Annotated in this window: 18 protein-coding genes and 1 pseudogene; 7 read left to right on the top strand and 12 right to left on the bottom strand. The window is 35.5% G+C overall.

What is annotated here, in order from left to right:
• Positions 1–135 precede the first annotated feature (135 nt).
• The 6 genes and pseudogenes from AC4G3O_RS17830 to corA all read right to left on the bottom strand — a co-directional run bounded on the left by AC4G3O_RS17830 (position 136) and on the right by corA (position 4,727).
• On the bottom strand, positions 136–1,338 hold the full coding sequence (locus AC4G3O_RS17830; protein ID WP_491089503.1) for an IS110 family RNA-guided transposase: 1,203 nt from the start codon (positions 1,336–1,338) through the stop codon (positions 136–138).
• 268 nt (positions 1,339–1,606) lie between these two features.
• Complete coding sequence (locus tag AC4G3O_RS17825) at positions 1,607–1,756, bottom strand: hypothetical protein (protein ID WP_175354244.1); 150 nt, start codon at positions 1,754–1,756, stop codon at positions 1,607–1,609.
• A 154-nt stretch (positions 1,757–1,910) separates the two neighbouring features.
• Positions 1,911–2,309 carry a DUF5412 domain-containing protein gene (locus AC4G3O_RS17820; protein WP_148631139.1) on the bottom strand — a complete coding sequence of 133 codons (399 nt, stop codon included), beginning with the start codon at positions 2,307–2,309 and terminating at the stop codon, positions 1,911–1,913.
• Positions 2,310–2,458: 149 nt separating this feature from the next.
• Positions 2,459–2,824 (bottom strand): annotated as a pseudogene (locus AC4G3O_RS17815) (DUF2750 domain-containing protein).
• A gap of 338 nt (positions 2,825–3,162) precedes the next feature.
• Positions 3,163–3,558, bottom strand: coding sequence for a DUF3021 family protein (locus AC4G3O_RS17810; protein ID WP_066102694.1), 396 nt, complete (start codon positions 3,556–3,558; stop codon positions 3,163–3,165).
• A gap of 227 nt (positions 3,559–3,785) precedes the next feature.
• Positions 3,786–4,727 (bottom strand): magnesium/cobalt transporter CorA, encoded by a 942-nt coding sequence (gene corA, locus AC4G3O_RS17805; protein WP_066102697.1) that lies wholly within the window; start codon positions 4,725–4,727, stop codon positions 3,786–3,788.
• A 372-nt stretch (positions 4,728–5,099) separates the two neighbouring features.
• Here corA and AC4G3O_RS17800 point away from each other — a divergent pair, with 372 nt between their 5' ends.
• The gene (locus AC4G3O_RS17800) at positions 5,100–5,330 is read left to right on the top strand and encodes a hypothetical protein (protein WP_066102700.1); all 231 of its coding nucleotides are present in this window, start codon (positions 5,100–5,102) and stop codon (positions 5,328–5,330) included.
• A gap of 790 nt (positions 5,331–6,120) precedes the next feature.
• Here AC4G3O_RS17800 and AC4G3O_RS17795 read toward each other — a convergent pair.
• Complete coding sequence (locus tag AC4G3O_RS17795; protein WP_066102703.1) at positions 6,121–7,533, bottom strand: SpoVR family protein; 1,413 nt, start codon at positions 7,531–7,533, stop codon at positions 6,121–6,123.
• A 398-nt stretch (positions 7,534–7,931) separates the two neighbouring features.
• Between AC4G3O_RS17795 and AC4G3O_RS17790 the strand changes: the two genes are divergently transcribed.
• A complete protein-coding gene (locus AC4G3O_RS17790) occupies positions 7,932–8,183 on the top strand; it encodes a YhdB family protein (RefSeq protein ID WP_066102706.1) in 252 nt (83 codons plus the stop codon).
• A gap of 111 nt (positions 8,184–8,294) precedes the next feature.
• Here AC4G3O_RS17790 and AC4G3O_RS17785 read toward each other — a convergent pair whose 3' ends face one another.
• The 3 genes from AC4G3O_RS17785 to AC4G3O_RS17775 form a co-directional block, all read right to left on the bottom strand.
• Entirely contained in the window at positions 8,295–10,022 is a 1,728-nt protein-coding gene (locus tag AC4G3O_RS17785; protein WP_491136524.1) for a phospho-sugar mutase, read from the bottom strand.
• A gap of 114 nt (positions 10,023–10,136) precedes the next feature.
• On the bottom strand, positions 10,137–11,681 hold the full coding sequence (locus AC4G3O_RS17780) for a bifunctional GNAT family N-acetyltransferase/carbon-nitrogen hydrolase family protein (protein WP_140462317.1): 1,545 nt from the start codon (positions 11,679–11,681) through the stop codon (positions 10,137–10,139).
• Positions 11,682–11,845: 164 nt separating this feature from the next.
• Positions 11,846–13,531 (bottom strand): glycoside hydrolase family 13 protein, encoded by a 1,686-nt coding sequence (locus tag AC4G3O_RS17775; protein WP_491136523.1) that lies wholly within the window; start codon positions 13,529–13,531, stop codon positions 11,846–11,848.
• Positions 13,532–13,717: 186 nt separating this feature from the next.
• Between AC4G3O_RS17775 and AC4G3O_RS17770 the strand changes: the two genes are divergently transcribed.
• The gene (locus AC4G3O_RS17770; protein ID WP_066102716.1) at positions 13,718–14,155 is read left to right on the top strand and encodes a disulfide oxidoreductase; all 438 of its coding nucleotides are present in this window, start codon (positions 13,718–13,720) and stop codon (positions 14,153–14,155) included.
• Positions 14,152–14,616 carry a thioredoxin family protein gene (locus AC4G3O_RS17765; RefSeq protein WP_491136522.1) on the top strand — a complete coding sequence of 155 codons (465 nt, stop codon included), beginning with the start codon at positions 14,152–14,154 and terminating at the stop codon, positions 14,614–14,616. The genes AC4G3O_RS17770 and AC4G3O_RS17765 overlap by 4 nt, the downstream gene beginning before the upstream one ends.
• A gap of 32 nt (positions 14,617–14,648) precedes the next feature.
• Here AC4G3O_RS17765 and AC4G3O_RS17760 read toward each other — a convergent pair whose 3' ends face one another.
• The gene (locus tag AC4G3O_RS17760) at positions 14,649–15,041 is read right to left on the bottom strand and encodes a DUF5365 family protein (protein ID WP_491136521.1); all 393 of its coding nucleotides are present in this window, start codon (positions 15,039–15,041) and stop codon (positions 14,649–14,651) included.
• Positions 15,042–15,148: 107 nt separating this feature from the next.
• On the opposite strand from AC4G3O_RS17760, the gene AC4G3O_RS17755 reads away from it, so the two are divergent.
• Complete coding sequence (locus tag AC4G3O_RS17755; protein WP_491136520.1) at positions 15,149–16,033, top strand: RluA family pseudouridine synthase; 885 nt, start codon at positions 15,149–15,151, stop codon at positions 16,031–16,033.
• A gap of 109 nt (positions 16,034–16,142) precedes the next feature.
• Here AC4G3O_RS17755 and AC4G3O_RS17750 read toward each other — a convergent pair whose 3' ends face one another.
• Positions 16,143–16,397, bottom strand: a complete 255-nt coding sequence (locus tag AC4G3O_RS17750; RefSeq protein ID WP_066102728.1) for a GlsB/YeaQ/YmgE family stress response membrane protein — start codon at positions 16,395–16,397, stop codon at positions 16,143–16,145.
• Positions 16,398–17,556: 1,159 nt separating this feature from the next.
• On the opposite strand from AC4G3O_RS17750, the gene ltaS reads away from it, so the two are divergent.
• Positions 17,557–19,539 carry a lipoteichoic acid synthase gene (gene ltaS, locus AC4G3O_RS17745; RefSeq protein ID WP_066102731.1) on the top strand — a complete coding sequence of 661 codons (1,983 nt, stop codon included), beginning with the start codon at positions 17,557–17,559 and terminating at the stop codon, positions 19,537–19,539.
• A 473-nt stretch (positions 19,540–20,012) separates the two neighbouring features.
• Positions 20,013–20,633 (top strand): DUF47 domain-containing protein, encoded by a 621-nt coding sequence (locus AC4G3O_RS17740; RefSeq protein ID WP_066102736.1) that lies wholly within the window; start codon positions 20,013–20,015, stop codon positions 20,631–20,633.
• The last annotated feature ends 19 nt before the right edge of the window (positions 20,634–20,652 follow it).

Below are 20,652 nucleotides of genomic sequence, written 5' to 3'. Positions count from 1 at the left end.
CTAAACCAGCTAATAGGTTGTCAATATCTCTCTGTATATTTCATTTTTTTATATGCTATACTGTTTTTGGGTATGCCAAATAACCCTCCAGTTTCTTTTTGGAAGGTTTTTCTTATGTTGGATAAATATCATTTCCTAAGCTAAATCTAGGAAATTCTCGTTCTTTTTCAATAAAGCATAAATCCAGTGAAGCAGCTTGTTGATACAAGCTACAATGGCAACTTTTGAAGGTTTTCCTTCTGAACGTTTTCTATCATAGAACTCTTTGAGCTTTTTATTTCTAGAGCCTCTTATCCCACATAAAACAGCTAAATACAAACTATGCCTTAGCCTACTGGATCCTCGTTTGGTTATACGATTTATGTTCGCAGTAAACTTACCAGATGAATAGACACTGGGATCGACTCCAGCGAAGGCCACTAACTTTTTAGGGTGATTAAACCGATCAATTTCTCCTATCTCCGAAATGATTGTTGCCGCAATCTTTTCACCGATACCAGGAATCGATTGGATAATCTTATATTCTTCTATTTCATTTGCCAGGGATACCATTTGGCTCTCTAAATCCGTAAGGTGTCCTTGGTAGTGAAATAAAATATCGATATACATACTAAGATTGATAAGATGGCTTTCATATCGCACTTTCTGAAAAGGATTTTGAGAAGCTGAATGAATGAGCTTTCTTGCCTTTTCTTTGGCCCACTGTACAGACCGACTGGGACAATGTTCTCGTATCCTATCTTCTAGCTCTTCCTTGCTAGCCCTTAGAACCTTCTCCGAGGTAGGGTATTCCTTTAATACCGATAAAGATACTTTCGAAAATAGATCCCCAAAAACCTTTCTATATTCAGGGAAAACCTGATCTAAAATCGTATGGAAATGCAATTTTGCCTCCACATACATATTCGTCATTATCTCTTGTTGTCTCGATAGATTCCGAATATTTAGAAGTTGAATTCCTCTCCTTTTTTGAGGTTCAAATTCTTCTTTATAATAGAGAACACATAATTGATACGCATCAAACGCATCAGTTTTCACCTTTCTTAAACTGGCCTTCTTCGCTTGATGAGAAATGATTGGATTCAATAAGATATAAAGTATGTCATTCTCTTCTAAGCATTGAACAACTGGGGTATGATAATGTCCTGTTGATTCCAATATAACCACAGGCATCTGCCCAGTTGTTTCCTTCATTTCTTCTAAGAAATAGATAAACTTCTCCAACTCTTCACGATTATGCTTAATCGAAAAACTTGTTCCATACGGCTTTCCTTTATCTAAAAAAGCCTGTACTTCACTTTCTTCTTTGGCTATATCTATACCCACAACTGGGTTCATTCTTTCTCCTCCTCTGATAAATTCACCAGTACCCCTATTTCCTCCAAGTAGTATTATAGCTTCGCTTGTTATACGAGATCTCAGTCCCAACCAGCCTCAAACATATTTCTACAAGTAGGGGGTGAACAGTTTAGCGGACGGGATCATTTGTCCCACTGCCCCTTACGTTCTACCCTGGCTACTGATAGATTAAATTCATATGAAAAAAGTTCAACCAGAAAGTTCTGGCTGAACTATATAATACGAACCTGCCCCTTTTGTTCATTAACTAATTAAATAATTTGAAAGCACCAAACCCCATAGCATATCCTCCACCAATACCCATAATCACGCCCCAAATTGTCCATTGTGATATGTAAATGCCAAACATAAATGACAATAACCCTAAAAATCCTACTAGCACCATTTTTTTATTCATAACAGCCCTTCCCATTATCTCGAATATTTCCCTACACAATATTGTTATCCATATTACAACAACTCTTCTTCAACCAAACTGCCCCGTTTGTCCAATAAAGAATTAAAAGTTTGGATCTATCTTGATTCAATTCAACAGTATGTTTAGTAATGAATCATTGATGTCTAAAATCAAATTTATCATTAGGTACATCTAATGTATGCCCATTGATCTCAACTGTATCATTGTCTGTCCAGGTAATATTGGCAGTTTCTTCTCGTTCATTCCAATAAATATTTTTGGCTTTCTTATTGCCTTCATTAAAGACTAACTCGCCACGAACAGCATATGACGTTGTAGCACCTCCGTTAGTGAGATATGCTTTTAGTGTGTAATGGCCGCCAGGTGATGTTTTTTCGATAAGATATTCTCCTTTTGGTAGTCTGTTCATATCGAAAAACGCCCAATATACTCCATAAGCAATAACCCCAGTAAATAAAAGACAGATAACAAGGAATACTCTAAGTGCTTTTTTAGGAGCTTTATTTTTCTCTTTCTTCAAGTAAGTTGTCATACAGTTAAACCTCTCTCAGTAACGGTTAATAATATAATATTAATTCTCCTATGTATAATAAAAATCCTTTTTCAGCTAACCTGCCCCGTTTGTCGAATAACTAAAAAAGAGCTGAACCACAGCCCTTGATATTGAAACGCAAACCTTACTTAATAATTCTCTAACTCACTATTTAAATCTCTTAATAACACATCGATCTCCACCATTACTGAGTCTTCATTGATTGGGAAAACGGATGGTTTAACTCTATCTTTCCTCATACCAACAAGCCAGTTCTCAATAAACTCATTTAAGTCAATTGGTTCAGCTTTGAAGTTATTCCACTAATTAACGGCACAGTATTCTGCAAATTCTTTTCTAGGAAAGAAAGGAATCAACATATTTCCATCATCATCCTGTGCTGTTGCCCAACCATCGTCATATAAACCCCAGACTTCCTCATAATCAGCGACCAAATACTCATATCTTATATTTGATGGCTGTTTAATTATCGAATCTAATTCTTTTTGGTTCATATTGATATCCTCCAGTTACTGCGTTTAACAAGGCATTTAACATATTCTCCAATGCTGATAAAAACACCTTCTTAAGCTAACCTGCCCCGTTTCTACAATTAGTTTTCGTTGAATTTCTTCAATCTCGCTCTTTGTAGCAGGATCTTTAAAGTGTTGTTCTTTCGTAATTGAATTGATAAATTCTTTCCACATTTCATTCCCACCGATATATATAGATTCAACTTATCTTTGTAATATTCCTTCTTCCGCTAACCTGCTCCGTTACTTCCATAAGAGGTTCAACACAAAAGGGATTAATCCTTCTTAGATCAATGCCCACCGTCAGTCGTATACCTCAATCATATTGATGTGCTATTATTAGAATTTTTACGTGAAAAAAAATATGAAATAAAATATGAAGTCAAAAATAAGATAATCCCCACTTTATTAAATTGGAGATACACATCAAATACAACTTTAAATGAATCTAACGGATAAAAACCACTTAATAGCAACGTTGGAAAAACAGTAATCAGCATCGCCATATAATGAGCAAAAATTTGCTTTAAAAAACTCCATTGTTCAATTTGATATATGACGCTTGTCACCCCAAGGAAAAAGGCTATAAGGCCATAAAAAAAATAAACACTCGAATCATCTGATTGCCCTTGCAACTTATACGACAGTGAAATTATTAGTAAGATACCAAATGAGATAGACCCTCTATATAATCCCTTTAAAAACAACTGCAACATAAAATCCCCTTTCCTGGTATTTCCTGTTATTAATTATATACGATGGATACTAGTTTGAAGTTTCAGAAAATTTTTCATTCCGCTAACCTACCCCGTTTTTACAATAAGAAATTCAACACAAAAAGGCATTAATCCTTCTTGGATCAACGCCCCCGTTATTTCTATAAGGAAAAGTGAACCTTTTTAAACAATCGTGCCCGTTTTTTGCATCGGCTTTTTATTTTTAATCATTTAAACCAACCCTTACGCCAAAACCATAACAACATTACAGAGCCAACTGATACCATAACTCCCAGCACTCCAAAATATCCCCATTGCAAGGTAAGTTCTGGCATATATTTAAAATTCATCCCATATATACTGGCAATAAACGTTAAGGGAATGAAAACTGATGTCATAACAGTTAGTGTTTTCATAATTCTGTTCATTCGGTTTGAATTTAGTGAAATATAATTGTCTCGTATATCTGCCGTCATTTCTCGATTAGACTCAATCATTTCAGAAAGTCTCAATAAATGGTCGTATATATCCATAAAATAGACTCGATCATCTTTTGGGACTATCACTCTCTCCGAATTTAAAATTCTATACAGCAATTCTCTCATCGGAAAAATTGTGCGTCTTAACTTAAGTAACTGGTTTCTTATTTCATAAACATTTTCAATTAAATCTTGATTTGTTTTATTCATTTCTATTTCATTCAATTTATCTTCACATTTATAAATACTTGGAAAATACTCATCTACAATTTTATCCATTATTGAATAAAAAATGTGGAGAACCCCTTTATTAATAGTATTTTTATCCTCCATTACCCTTTTTCGAACCATTCCTATTTCACTTAAAGGTGATGAATGGAAAGTAACTATAAAATTGTGTCCGACAAATATATCTAATTCTTCAGGTACAAGGGAGTATTGGTTTAAAGTGTGTAGAACAAAAAAATTATACCCATCATAATAATCAAGTTTTGGACGTTGTAGAGAATGTAAGCAGTCTTCAATTGCAAGTGGATGCAAATCAAAATGAGTTTGTAAAAGGAGTGCTTCTCTATCACTAGGTGTATCGAAATCTACCCAAAACCATTTAATATCAGAATCATCTAAACGTTTTAATGGTATATCAGTTATTAGTTTTAAATCGTTTGTTACGGCAAAAGTATGAATCATATGTATCGCTTCCTCTTTTATTTGTAAATTAAACACTACCACTTTGTGTCAGATACAAATTATTAATAACATAAAGAATTGGTCTAATATATTATAACTCCTTATGCAACTATCCTGCCCTTCGTATTATTAGGTTGACCAAGTTAATTGGTTGACCTTTTTCTTTGAGGTCTAGAATACTAGAGGTAGCTGGGGTAGAACGAAAGCCCCCCGTGGGAAAGTTAATCCCGACAACTAAACCGTTCCCCCCTACTTATAGAAACATGATTGAAGCTGGTTGGGACCCAGATCTCGCATAACAAGCGAAGCTATGACACTATAAGGAGCCATTTAGGGGTTACCAGCTAATTCATTGATGAGGAGGAGATACTCATGAATCCAGTCATTGGTCTGGATGTCGCAAAAGGTGAAAGTCAGGTTCAAGCATTCTTGGAGAAAAAGAAGCCTTACAAAAAGAGCTTTAAAGTCGCACATACACTGGATGGCTTAGATGAACTTCATACATTTATTAAAGAGGTAGAAGAATTAACAGAAACAAGACCTCCCATAGTTTTAGAGTCTACTGGCATTATGTGCCTGTTGTACAGTATTTTGAAAAACTAGGGTATCTGTTAATCGTTGTGAATTCATCAATTCATACAAAGCGAAAAGTTCGAGTTTACGTAAAGTAAAAACAGATATAATCGATGCCGTTTGTCTTTTTCCGTTAACCTTCCCCTTTAATAAAAAAGCGATTGCCCTCATTTTGCAATCTACCCTGAGAGTATAAGTTTATTAACGATTAATTTGTGAAAAATATGATAATATGATTATAAAATATAGTTTGGAGGGGTTAATTTATGGAAATTTTAGATTTCTTAGGGATTATTCCTATCATAATATATTTAGGAATTCTCATTTTTGCTATTTATGTTACAAGTACTTTCATAAAGTTAATGAAACAAAAAAATGATTATCTAAAGGACATTCGTGACGAAATCAGGAAGAATAATAGTGTCAATTAGTTTCAACCATTGTTCCACTCCCAATTTTAAAAGTAGAAGATTGAATACCGTCAATGGCGGTATTTTTTATCTTATGTGATGCCTCTCAAGGTGTTTATAGATGATTCTGCTATTGCCATTGATAGTTTAAATTACGTTGTTTCACATATTTAACCACACTGTTCATTTATTGCAGGAATGGTGCCCCCGTTAGCAGCATAAAAAGATACCATCCATTTGACAATCTTGATCTTCTGCTATTGCTTCCATTTGTTTGTGGACAGAGGAATTTAGAAAATTGGTAACCAAATTATATTCCCGTTCTTCAATTATCGAGCACGACCTTATATTCAAAAAGTAACACTTCTCAAATAAAAGAAGCCAATCCCTGATTGGCTTCTTCACATTACTCATACATACTTCCGACTCACACTCTTCCCATCATAACTAAACAAAATTCCCTTACCTTCCAACACCGTTTCCATATGAACCGTTCGTCCCCATAAATAATGCATATGCGGCAAAACTTTCTCTAGGTATTTTACATCCAGCTCAATATCCTCAAACCAATGCTTCAGGTAAAGCTCCCCATTTTTTAAATAGTCCCCGTCATTCACCGTAATATACGGGAACCCTCCATTGACCCGCATGCCGACAAGCTGATCTCGTACCGCTTTCCATTGCTTATCGACAATCTTATAGTCGCGTCCTTTTTTCTGGAATAGATACATATCCTCACGCATAACCAAATCCTTTGTGAGGTAATTGCGGAGGAAGGAGATATCCGATTCGATTTCCCGCACTTCAAACATTTTTTCACGACCTGAATTTGGTTTAACCCCGCGCCTTCTCATCTCTTCGTCTGGATTGTTATATCTTTCTTCGATATCCTCAAACATCTTGATGCCTAAGTAATATGGATTAATGCCTGTTCTTGACGGCTGCACCACTCCTGCATTTAGTTTTGCAAATTCGATTGACTCACCGCTGGTTAAATCAAGTTCACGTAGGATGCGTTGGTGCCAGTAACTCGCCCAGCCTTCGTTCATGATTTTAGTTTCAAGCTGCGGCCAAAAGTAGAGCATCTCTTCACGCATCATCGTCAGTATGTCTCGCTGCCAATCCTCTAGGTTACGGCTATACTGTTCAATGAATAAAAGAATATCCTTTTCTGGACGAGGGGGAAATTTCTTGACCTTTGTTTTTTTCTTTTGCCCCTTTTCCTTGCTTTCCAAGTTCCATAAATCATCGTACGGTGTAGTAAATTGCGGAGAATCATCCTCTATCTCCTCTTCATCCATGGACCAATTCAATTGTGGACGAACAAGCGATGGGTCAATATGTTCCTCAATCGCCAAGACCGAATCAAGAAACTTCTCAACCTCCAGCTTCCCATGCTCAATCTCGTATTGCCTAACTCTTTCCGCAGTGGCAGACATACTTTCCACCATATCTCGCTTCGTATTTTTAAAACGAACATTATTCTTAAAGAAATCACAATGTGCCAGTACATGAGCCACAATTAATTTGTTTTGAATCAAGGAATTGGAATCTAATAAAAAAGCATAGCAAGGATCAGAATTAATAACCAGCTCGTAAATTTTGCTTAATCCAACGTCATACTGAAGCTTCATCTTGTGAAATTGTTTTCCGAAACTCCAATGAGAATATCGAGTTGGCATTCCATATGCTCCAAAAGTATATATTATTTCGCTTGGGCAGATCTCATATCTCATTGGGTAAAAATCGAGCCCAAATCCAACAGCGATTTCCGTTATTTCATCAATGGCATACTCCAAGTCTTTTTGCTCGTCTGCTCTCACCCATTCACCCCCTCATTCTCTTACCTCATTAATATGAAGGGATAGGAAAATCATGTATAAAAGTCCTCAAATGAGTCTAAAAACAACCTGAAAAATGGGTTAGAAACAGAATAATTATTCGACCTGCCCTTGATTTATATTTACTTACTTCCTTAACTGCCTTTATGTAATAGTCTCCCCTAAAATCTAGCCCATATCTTACACATACTCGTCACTGAGTACATTAAATATAGAATAGAAACGTCAAATACGGATATTAGGATAACCGTTCCTCTAACAATTAAGCCATGGAAAGTTTCATTTTTACTATTTACAAACTGACCAACTTTTACAGGGTGATAAAATGATGACTTTGAACAAACTAATTTTAACTCCTCACTAGAAGGAGAGTGAAGCAAATGGATAAGGTTGATTATGATCGTGCTTTGTACTACACGCATCGTTCAGAATGGGATAACCTCCTACTTCTGATGGTAAGGACAAAAGACCACTTTTTGTCCAAAAAAATTGAACATTTTCTGCACGCCTATCATTTCTCTAAGGATAATGCGTCCGTTGAAAAGACCCTAAATGCCCTTCTTCAATATATAGACCATGCAACATTCCTGCCTTATGATCAGGAAGAAGGATGGGCGATGCAGACTTTTTAATATCTTTATTTTTTTCTGTGGTGGGAAAAATATACGGCTAAATGCAAACAGCGAAACCAAGGGTGTAAACAAACAGAGAGCTGACTTTTAGTCAGCTCTCTGTTTTGTATTTTATATTTCTGATACTTTTTGCATCATTTCATTCATGAAGGACTGAAGCTTTTGTTCACTTGCTTGTTTTTGGCTATCCTTAACGGCAAAGTAGAACTTAATTTTAGGCTCAGTTCCGGATGGTCTTAAACAAACCCAAGACTCATCTTCAAAGAAATATTTAAGAACATTGGATTTTGGTAAATGAATTGCTTCCTCTTCATTCGTAAGTAAATCCATTCGTGTGCTTTCTTTATAATCTTCAACAGCCACTACTTTTACACCTGCAAGAGAGGCTAGCGGCTCCTTACGGAATGTAGCAAGAATTTGCTGGATTTGAGCAGCTCCTTCTTTTCCTTTTAAAGTCAGGGAACGCATTCCTTCTAAGTAATAACCATGCTTCTCATATAAATCCTCTAATGCCTGATATAAGGTTTTTCCAAGGCGTTTGTAATGGGCACAAATTTCTACCGCCATTACTGCAGCTTGAACCGCATCTTTATCACGGGCAAAATCTTTAATTAATGAACCATAGCTTTCTTCATATCCAAATAGGAAAGAATACTCTCCAGACTCTTCATACTGCTTGATTTTTTCCCCGATAAATTTAAACCCAGTCAGAACATCTTCTGTTTCTATTCCATAACTGGAGGCAATGGAACGTCCAAATTCTGATGTTACGATTGTTTTGAACATTATTCCATTTTCAGGCATTGTTCCTTTTTCCTTCTTCTGAGACAGAATATAGTCTAAGAATAACGCACCTGTTTGGTTACCTGTTAAAACCGTATATTCTCCCTCTGCATTCTTAACAGCAATACCAACACGGTCAGCATCTGGATCTGTACCAATTAAAATATCCGCACCGATCTCTTTGCCTTTAGCGATTGCCAATTCAAATGCAGCATGCTCTTCTGGGTTAGGAGATTTTACAGTTGAGAATTCAGGATCAGGTAATTCTTGTTCTTTTACAACTTCTACATGTTCATAACCTAAATCCTTCAATGCTCGGCGAACAGAAAGATTAGCTGTACCATGAAGCGGTGTGAAAACGACTTTTACATCTACTTCTTTTGCTAAATTAGGCTGTTCAGAAATAGTAAGGACTTTTTCATTGTATGCATCGTCCACTTCTTTACCGATGATTTTAATTAATCCTTTATCACGTAAGACAGACTCTTCTTCCACTTTAATTTCAAGTTCATTTTCAATAGCATTAACCATCTCAATCAGAACATCTGCATCAGCAGGAGGCAGTTGTCCACCATCTTCGTTATACACTTTATATCCATTATATTCTGGAGGATTATGGCTTGCTGTAATTACAATACCACCGATTGCACGTAAGTATCGAACTGCAAAAGAAAGCTCCGGAGTTGGACGAAGGCTATCAAATACATAAGCTTGAATTCCGTTGGTTGCCAGTGTTTTTGCTGCTTCCATCGCAAACTCAGGTGATTTATGTCTGGAATCATAAGCAATAACAACTCCACGCTGTTTTGCTTCTTCTCCTAATTTCTCAATATAGGATGCAAAGCCTTGTGTTGCTTTACGGATTGTATAAACATTCATGCGGTTTGTTCCTACACCAATTTCTCCACGCATACCGCCTGTACCGAATTCTAAATTCTTATAGAAACAATCTTCTAACGCAACTTCATCATCCACAAGAGAAGTCAGTTTCTCATGAAGCTCTGGTTCAAGCGTTAAGTGATCATTCCATTTATTAAAAGTTGTTTTCCAATCCATTTATTTTATTCCTCCTAAATAAATTGCTAACTAAATAAGATCTTCTTTATTTTACTAAATATTTAATATTTCTTGAATATTTTCAAGGAATATCTTTAGAGAAATATTTACCAATCAATACTTTTTGTAATGAAGTTCATATAAATCCCTTCTCCGATCCTTTAGTTGGCGTACGGTCCCGGATAATCTTTGACGTCGCAAAATTTCAAGGTCGACATCTCCAATCAGCACCATTTCTATATTAGCATTCGTTTCTCCCACAATGCCATCACGCGGATATTCAAAATCAGAGGGGGTAAAGATCGCCGATTGCGCATATTGAATGTCCATATTTTCTGTTTGCGGCAGATTGCCTACTGTTCCAGATATGACGGTGTATACCTGATTTTCGACTGCACGTGCCTGAGCACAGTATCTAACCCTTAAATATCCCTGTCGATCTTCTGTACAGAATGGAGTGAAAATAATATTTGCTCCTTTATCTGTTGCGATCCTGGATAATTCAGGAAACTCTATATCGTAGCAAATCAGCATGGAGATTTTTCCGCAATCTGTATCGAATACATTTACCTCATCACCTTCATTAATCCCCCACCACTTTTTCTCATTCGGTGTAATATGGAGTTTATATTGCTTCTCGATTGTTCCATCTCTCCTAAAGAGATAAGCAATATTATAAATATTATCATCCTCTTCTTTCACAAAATGGGAACCGCCAATAATATTTACATTATAGCGGACCGCCAAGTTTGTAAACAACTCAATATATTGCTCTGTAAAATCTGTCACTTTTCGCACTGCCTTACTTGGAACCTTTTCATCTAAAAAGGACATCAATTGAGAGGTTAAAATTTCTGGAAATACCACAAAATCAGAATCTGCATCCGCTGCCACATCAACAAAGTATTCAACTTGATTCGCGAAATCCTCGAATGAGTTGATCTTTCTCATCATATATTGCACAACACATATTCTTACAGGATATGCGGTTTTATAATACCGTTTAGATTTAGGACGATAATCTACATTATTCCATTCCATCAGTGTTGCATATTTTCCTGATGCTCGGTCATCCTCCAAATAGTTTTGATTAATACGTGTGAGCGTAAATTCATTCAGAAATTGGAAGGATAAGACCGGATCATATATTTTATGTAAGCGTACTTCTTCCACATATTCACGTGCAGTCATTTGATCTGCATATTTATGGTAGTTTGGAATCCTTCCACCGATAATAATACTTTTTAGATTTAATTTACGGGCTAATTCCTTACGTTCCTCATACAAACGATGCCCAACCTTCATTTTTCTATACTTAGGATGGACCATAACTTCTATACCATAAAGATTTAAACCATCAGGATTATGGTTGGTGATATATCCGTCATCTGTTATTTCAGACCAAGTATGACGATCATCATATTCATCAAAATTAATGATTAAACTAGAGCATGAACCAATCACTTCATCATTTAATTCTGCTACAAATTGTCCTTCCGGAAAAATGGATAAATGGCTTTCCAAATGCTCGCGTTTCCACGGATCCATCCCGGGAAAACAAAGCTTTTGAAGCTCCATAATATCATCTATATCGCGGATCTCCATTCGCCTAATTTCCATTTTATGTTCATATTTAGTTAAATCCAATTCCTCTGTCACGGACACGACACTCCTTTTTCATACCCATTCTCTCTATCCTCTGTTTTTTCCCATTTATCTGTTTTTTTAAACAATAGCCAAGACCAAATGGAAAGAAAACTCGATACAGCTGCCGTCACATAAAGAAAAGCTGTTGGCTTTATCTCTAACAGCTCATTAGTGCTTTATCTTTCTATTAAATAAACAATAGCTTCCCATGGTCTCAAAATTGTCTCAGCAGCAGCTTCTTGCTTAGTAAGATCAGGGTAATTACTTATTACCTTTTGTCCTGGATAATCTTTTACACTATCCGGCCAAGCTACTGATTGTTCCCCACCTGTAAAGTTGGTTAACACAAGCAATGTTTGATTATCAAGATGTCTCATATAGGCAAAGACATATTCGTGTTCTGCTTCAATCAATTCAAAACTTCCTTCTACTATAATCCGCATTTCCTTACGCAGGGCGATTAGCTTCTTATAATAGTAGAAAATCGAATCGGAATCCTTTAATGTATTCTTAGCGTTTATATCCACATAGTTTGGATTTACGTTAATCCACGGTTTCCCGGTTGAAAAACCAGCTTGCTCAGAGTTATCCCACTGCATTGGGGTACGTGCATTGTCACGGCCTTTTGCAAAAATACCCTTCATGATCTGCTCTGGCTCCATGCCTTTTTCTATTTTTTCATTGTACATATTTATACTCTCGATATCCCGGTAATACTCAATATCAGGAAATTGTACATTTGTCATTCCGATTTCCTCACCTTGATATATATAAGGAGTACCCTGCAGGAAATGCAAACATGTACCCAACATTTTGGCAGATTCTATACGATATGTGCCATCATCTCCAAAACGGGAAACGATTCTTGGCTGGTCATGATTATTCCAATAAAGGCTATTCCACCCTTTTCCATGGAGTTCTGTTTGCCATTTTGATAAGATTTTTTTTAATTTCACCAAGTCCAGGGGCTTAACGTCCCATTTTCCTGATGGACCGGAATCTACGTCCATATGTTCAAATTGAAAAATCATATCTAACTCATGACGATCTTCCCCCGTATATAAAATACCTTCATTTGGTGTTACACCAGGGGTTTCTCCAACAGACATGACATCGAAATGCGAAAGCACCTCTTTATTTATTTCCTGTAAATACTCATGTATTTTAGGGCCGTTCATATAATAATCCGCACCAGATGCATAATCTTTGCCTTCCACAACCGGACCATCAGGAAGAGAAGGGTCCTTGGAAATTAGATTGATTACATCCATTCGGAATCCATCTACACCTTTATCAAGCCAAAACTTCATGAGATCATATACTTCTTTACGAACCTTTTCATTTTCCCAGTTAAGATCCGGCTGTTTTTTAGAGAATAAATGTAAGTAATAATCATCAGTTTCTTCATTATATTGCCAAGCTGATCCACTAAAAAAGGATTCCCAGTTATTCGGCTCTTTTCCATCTTTACCTGGACGCCATATGTAATAATCTCTATAGGGATTGTCTTTAGATTTTTCCGACTCCATAAACCATGCATGTTCATCAGATGAATGATTGACGACAAGGTCCATCACAAGCCTTATGCCTCTTTTATGCATTTCCTCAAGCATCATTTCCCAATCCTGCATGGTTCCAAACTCATTCATAATATCGCGATAATCACTAATATCGTAACCGTTATCATCATTTGGTGACTTATATACCGGAGAAAGCCAGACTACATCTATACCAAGCTCTTTTAAATAGTCCAGGCGTGAGACGATTCCCTGAATATCACCCACTCCATCTCCATTGGAATCCATAAAGCTTCGTGGGTAAATTTGATAAACAACTGCTTCTTTCCACCACTGTTTCTTCATTATTCAGCACCTTCCTAACGATGTGTACATTGGTATGAATACTAAAAATCTAATCCCTATTGCTCTGCTATGAGCCTTAAAGCCAATATACTCCAATTATGTATTGGTAAGCGATTTCTTTTTACAATATTATGATAACATACTATAATTTTAATGTAGGAAATAAGATGAAAAGGGGGAATTTTCATGCAAAAGAAAATTATAAATCGTGACAACGCCCTTTTTCTGGCATTTGCTGCAGCCTTTATAGCGATGGCCGGCAGTCTGTATTTTTCAGAAATAAAAGGCTATGAGCCATGTGTTTTATGTTGGTATCAGCGAATTGTGATGTATCCTTTTACTGTAATCCTTGTGCTGGCAATCTGGAAAAAAGATTATCATATTGCTTTTTATACAATGATTTTATCTGCCATCGGAGCGTGCATTTCAACCTATCACGTGCTTATTCAGAAGGTACCGTTTTTTACGGATCGTGCTGTTACATGCGGCCGAATTCCGTGTACAGGCGACTATATTAACTGGCTTGGCTTCATAACTATACCAATGCTTGCATTAATTGCTTTTATCATCATATTTGTATGCAGCTTGTATATATTTAAAGTGACAAAGGGGGAAACAAAATGAAGAAAGTCATTATTTTCGTCGCAGCGGTTGTTTTAATTTTTGCCGCAATAGCGTATTTATCTAATAAACAGCAAACAGAAAAAACGTCAGGTAATAATCCATATGGAAAAGAAAATTTAAGACCTGCCACTGTTGATCAATTAGATGATCCACTGTATCAAAACATCATTACACCGGATGAATTAGATGAAAAGCTTGAAAAAGAAGAAGCGATGACTGTTTATTATTTCAGTCCTGAATGTTCACATTGTGTAAAAACCACTCCAATTCTAATGCCCGTAGCAGAAGAATTGGACGAGCATATTTATCAATATAATGTGCTGGAGTTTGAGCAAGGCTGGGACGAAATTGAAGGATCAGGGACACCGACTCTTATCCATTATAAAAATGGTAAAGAAACAAGCCGTATTTCGGGAGAACATACCGCTGAAGAATTTAAACAGTGGTTTGACAATTTATAAAAAACACGCCGGGCACTGCTCGGCGTGTTTCTTTAAATTAAATAGGTGTTTGCTGCTTTTGTTTGGTACAATGGAAGCTCAATCTGTCTATCCTCACTAAAAAAGTGTTTATGCTCAAAAGGAAAAAAGATACCAAGTTCATTCAAGAGCCGTGCATTGTGATTAAATAATTCAACAGCCTTGGAATCTTCACTTCGATTTTCTAGAATGATCATCAAGGTTTGTATACAGGATAATGTTTGAAAGGCACCTTTTAACGTACCGATATGAGAATTTGAACCTGGTACAGACAGTACTTCATTTAAAGTGAACAAATCAATTTGTTCTTTAGTAAAGTACATTGGGAACAGTTCTAAATAAAATTTCTCTACAGCCTTATCTATTTCTATATCCTGTAAATGAAGAGAGCCTTCTACAATTTTCATATTGATCACCCTCACTTTCTGCAATCTTCCTCTATTGGCATTTATAGGATAGCACATGATAATGTATTGATAATACTAATTAACTTTGCTAAAAACGAGGTATTTACATGTTAAACGTAATTAAATCAGGTCCATATGCTCTAATTACCTGCCCTCCTGACTGGATAGGAAAATCAGTAGAAATTATTTTAAGAGATCACCTGCATATACCAAAGAAAATGTTACATCAATGGCGAATGGAAAAAATCGTTTTATTAAATGGTGAGGTGATTTCCTGGTCAACTAAAATAGAATCTTCTTCTATTATGTATATACCCATTTATGCAGAAGATTTAAATGTGTTAGTACCATTAAAAATGAAATTAGATATCCTTTATGAGGATGATGATATTATGGTCGTGAACAAACCACCATTTCTTAATACACATCCAATCTCAGAAAATGATAACCATTCCTTAATGAATGCTGTCACCGCATATATTGATAATAATAAAATTAAGCCTCGCCATATCCATCGCTTAGATAAGGATACTTCGGGTGCCATTCTCTTTGCTAAGCATGCTTATGCAGGAGCGATACTGGATCAGGCTTTGAGTCAAGGGAAAATAAAAAGAACTTATGCAGCCCTAGTTCAGGGAATCGTAAAAAAAGAGCAAGGTACCATAAATGCTCCGATTGCCAGAGACCGGCATACATCAGGGAGAATGCGAGTATCCACTTCCGGTAAACATGCAGTAACAAAATATAAAGTTTTACAAAGATTTAAATCTAAAAATCAATCTCTTGTAGCCTGTAAATTGGAAACTGGCCGTACTCATCAAATACGAGTCCATATGAGCTCTATTGGCCATCCGCTTATTGGTGATACTTTATATGGAGGAACAAAAAGTGCCTCTCTCAATAGACAGGCCCTTCATGCATACAAATTAGAGTTTATACAGCCGCTTACAGGAGAAGAATTATCGGTCGAAAGCGAAATTCCATTTATATAGAAGATTTCCTTCGAAATAATAATGCAAAAAAAGACAAATCCTTTACTACCTATGGCAGAAAGGATTTGTCTTTTACTTTTTAAGCTATAGTAAGATTTTCAATTGATAGTTAGGCTGTTTTTCTTACAGCTTTCATAATCATGCTTACGATAAAGATTAAAATAATCGCACCGATTAATGCCGGTATAATTGCATATCCTGCAACTGTTGGTCCCATATCTCCAAAAATAGCTGTACCTAACCAAGAACCAATAATACCTGCAATAATGTTACCGATAATACCACCTGGTACATCTTTACCTACGATTAAACTTGCAACCCAACCTAAAATTCCACCTACGATTAATGATATAATAAAACTCATGTTATTTTCCTCCTTTTATTTGTTCAATTGGCCTGACTATGTCAGTTACCTGATTAGGGATAATTGCGTTATAACTTCAAAACATATTTCAATATATAGAGTAGCCAACAGACTCAAGTTTATCCCTAATCTGATTGTAAAAAAGTTTATTCAGATGTTTACTTAACAAGATCTGTGGTTACTCACAAATAATTTCTTGTTCAGACCAATTATGGACTGTTTTGTTTTATTCAACGGCGCCGTTAATACTCTATACATTCCCGTTCATTTTTATAATAAACATCTATGTCCATTATTTATATTAAATTTAATTTAGACGATTAAACGTTCGTTACTAAGGGTAATAATAATTCTTGCTTTTTTATTGCGTACTAATCATTAACTAACAAATACTATAGAAAAGTTGATTAAACGGTTTAAATCTTGTATTGAGTCTGATTATGAGCATAGTTAAATCCGCTAACAAGATAGGAAAACAAGTCCAAAGAATCTGTTTATAAAGATTTTTATACTATATAATGGATCATTATAGGGTTTATCTTCCAATAGAGATTTAATTTTTAATTTAGATAGATAAATCTGCTGTAATAATATTTTTGGTTTAGTATGGTTAACCTTACTATATAGATAAGAGGATCATACAAATGGTTTTGATAATATTTTCGATATATAATGGATGTAAACTTCTTTTGTATTTAAGTAATCCGAGTAATTACCTTTAGATGAAAGAATCCACTTTGCAAATTATTTATGACTCCAATCTTTAGAAAGAAAATGTCTATATAAATTTGTTTTGCATAGCTTGTTCTCGTTCCAGACCTAGAGCATACAATACAGAACTGGCTATTAACCCGCCATTTGAAAATATCTAAATCATAGAATACTTTTCCATTTTTATATAGACACACCTCTGACTAGAAACAGTTGATTAAGCTCACCTCGAATTGTCAATAAAACCATATAAAAACTTAGCCTGAATCAAAATATAAAATCCTTATATATCAGGGATTCATTGGTATTTTGTCGAAAGGATTCCATTTGACTTTTTCCAGATTCAGTTTATAATTCAATATTGTTATCCCTTTTGGAGTCAGACAAAAAATAAGCATAAAAATTTGAAACTACTAATAAATCTAAAATCAAATATTGAGGTGAAACAATGAGTGCATTTACGAGCAAAGCGAAGAAGAGCTTAAGTGGACCTGTTGGTTTCCTTATAGTCGCTGTTGTTCTCTTTTGGATTAAAATCTATACAAGTTATATAGTAGAATTTGATCTTGGTATCACGAATACGATGCAAGAATTTTTACTTTTCATTAATCCAATCAGTTCAGCCGTTATTTTCTTCAGTCTTGCTTTATTAGCAAAGGGCAAACGTGCATTTAAATGGTTAGTTTTTATAAACATTATTCTATCCTTTGTACAGTATGCCAATATCGTTTATTATCGATTCTTTAACGACTTTATTACATGGCAAACATTAAAGCAGACAGAAAATCTCAATGTGGGCGATGGCGGTGGATTGCTCGGAAGTGTAATGGAGCTTTTACGCATTTATGATCCACTGTATTTCCTTGATACAATCATTCTTATTTTATTCATCGTTTATAAGAAATTCCAACCAAGTGAAGGCCGCTTGAAATTCCGTAAAACAGGGGCAGTTTTCGCATTTGGTGTAGGAATGCTTGTATTAAATGTTGTATTAGCCGAGATTGACCGTCCTCAGTTATTAACTAGAACATTCGACCGTAACTACTTGGTCAAATATCTGGGAACCTACAATTACACAATTTATGATGGATTAAAAACGATGAAGGTGAATGCCCAAAAAGCGTCAGCTGATTCCAGTGACCTAACAGAGGTTCAAAACTTTGTACAGGCAAACTATGCAGAACCAAATAAAAAGTACTTTGGAGCGGCTGAAGGAATGAATGTGATTTATATTCATTTAGAATCCTTCCAAAACTTCCTGATTGATTACAAGCTGCATGGAGAAGAAGTAACACCTTTTATCAACTCGCTTACAAAAGATAAGAATACACTTTACTTTGATAATTTTTATCACCAAACAGGGCAAGGAAAAACATCTGACTCAGAGATGCTGCTAGAAAACTCCTTGTTTGGCCTATCTCAAGGTTCAGCAATGACTACAAATGGTAATAATACGTATCAGTCAGCTGCTTCTATCCTTGAACAAGAAAAAGGGTATTCCTCTGCTGTATTCCACGGTAACTATAAATCATTCTGGAACCGTGATGAAGTTTATAAACATTGGGGTGTTCAAAACTTCTTTGACGCCAGCTATTATGACATGAAGGATGAAGATGTATTAAACTATGGCTTAAAAGACAAACCGTTCTTCGAGCAGTCTAAGCCTTTACTTGAATCCTTACCAGAACCGTTCTATACAAAGTTCATAACAGTATCTCACCACTTCCCTTATCCAATTTCTGAAGAGGATGCTACTATTGAAGCAGCAACTACAGGTGATGGATCTGTAGACCGTTATTTCCAAACGGCTCGTTATTTGGATGAATCAGTGGAAGAATTTGTAAATTATTTAAAAGAAACAGGTCTTTATGATCGTTCTGTCCTTGTATTTTATGGCGATCACTATGGTATATCTGATAACCATAATGAAGCGATGGCACAAGTACTCAATAAAGAGGAAATTACTAAGTATGACTCAGCCGAACTTCAAGAAGTACCATTAATTATTCGAGTTCCTGGTATGGAAGGCGGCGTCCAACATCAGTATGGTGGGCAGATCGATTTACTTCCTACACTTTTACACTTACTAGGTGTTGATTCAAAGAATTACATTCAACTTGGAACTGATTTACTATCAGAAGACCATACTGAAATAGTACCTTTTAGAAATGGTAACTTTATGAGTCCGAATGTAAAATATATTGATGGCAAGTACTATGATTCCACTGGAACACTTATTGAAGAAACTGAAGAGTATGCTCAAATGGGCGAATATGCCTCAACCATGCTCGCTATGTCCGATAAAATTATTTACGGGGATTTACTCAGATTCTATACTCCAGAAGGTTTCAAACCTGTAGACCCATCAAAATACAACTATAATATTAACGCTGCTGATGGTGAAACTACATCAACGAAGAGCGAAGAGTAAGCTAAAAGCCTCCAATTCCTAAAGAATTGGGGGCTTTCTTTTTTAATTAAATCTTACAATGTGTATCTTGTTTCGCAGACCACGCTTACAGACTACATATCTGAATAGCTTAAATGTCCCTAATTTGGGTACTATACACTCATATCTCCTTAAAGTCCAAGCTGATATAACTTATCTTTTATTCCAACTGAATTGTCAATAATACCAGCCTTTTCCCCCTACAATGAGTTAGTTAAATCGAAAAGTAATTCAGAACTGAAATCATTCTGCATGTTATTATTTTGTAAATTCTATTTCTAAATATTACAGCTTTGTAAATATAACGTAAATATTAAATAAGTTGTATACGCTTTTATGTAAATATTACCTCTAAAGAAAGGTTTTTTCTTTTCATGTCTAAATAAAAGGTTTAGAATTAATTTTGCATTGTTAATCTTAATTATTATTATTATTTTCCGAAAGTGGAGGTCACTATGGTATTCAAATCAAAGAAAGATAAATTTGCGGTTATGCTTTTAAATATTTCGTCGAATTTAAAAGAAAGCTCTGATTACTTCGCAGATTATAAATTAAAAAATATCAGCGATTTAAAAATCTTCTCCGACACAATGAAGCAATATGAAACAACTGGAGATGATTATGTACATGAAGTGATCAAAGAGCTTAATAATGCTTTTATCACACCGATTGAGCGTGAAGATATATTGATGCTTGCCATGACAATGGATGATGTTCTCGATGGTCTTGAGCATTGTTCTGCGCTCTTTGAAATGTACTCTATTGTCAATGCAAATGAATATATGTTGAAATTTGTCGATGAAATTCGCAATGCCGCTCATGAAATTGACCGCGCTGTAGAATTACTAATGACTAAAAAATTAAATGACATTCGTCCTATTGCAATTAAAATAAAAGAACATGAATCTGATTGTGATACTCTGCATCGTCAATCTGTTAAACATCTTTTCCTTGTGGAAAAAGACCCAATCCGTATTATTCAGTATAAAGAAATCTACGAGAACCTTGAAGAAATTGCGGATTATTGTCAGTCTGTGGCGAATACATTAGAAACAATCGTTATGAAAAACGCTTGATGAAAGGTTCTTAAACAAT

It is taken from the genome of Bacillus sp. z14 (2026) (assembly GCF_058313575.1).
This window is presented reverse-complemented; position numbering and strand designations above follow the sequence as displayed.